The sequence below is a fragment of the Vibrio sp. M250220 genome (assembly GCF_036533795.1).
Taxonomy (GTDB): domain Bacteria; phylum Pseudomonadota; class Gammaproteobacteria; order Enterobacterales; family Vibrionaceae; genus Vibrio.
Window position 1 is genome coordinate 1 of record NZ_JATABI010000221.1, and the last position, 399, is coordinate 399.

1 pseudogene is annotated in these 399 nt (G+C 45.9%); it reads left to right on the forward strand.

The annotated features are described in order from the left end of the window. Window positions 1-13 precede the first annotated feature (13 nt). A pseudogene (locus QTN94_RS20525) lies at window positions 14-399 on the forward strand (formylglycine-generating enzyme family protein); the annotation flags it as partial.

Consider the following 399-nt stretch of genomic DNA (forward strand, 5'->3'; position numbering starts at 1 on the left):
ATGAGGATTGATAATGAATTATAAATGGCTAGGTCTTCTCGGGGCGATTCCTTTATTGGCGGCATGCAATAGCGATATCGACATTTCCAGCGACGTGCTTTCTCAACAGCAGCTCAACACCATTATTAGTAATGTCAACAAACACTATCCAGATGCAGACAGCGAACTAAAACAAAAGATCGCCGAGGTCGCGGTAAAGTCGATTGAGAATATGGTGTTTGTCGAAGGTGGCCGTTTTATTATGGGCGACTTTCGTATGCCCTGCATGAACGACGATCTTAATCGCCCAGTCTGGACGCCGGAAGCAAGTTGTTACAGTCAGTTCTCGATCGTTGATCGCGGGGCGGATATTCAGCATGAAGTCACCCTAAGCAGTTATTCGTTGTCAAAGTATGAAGC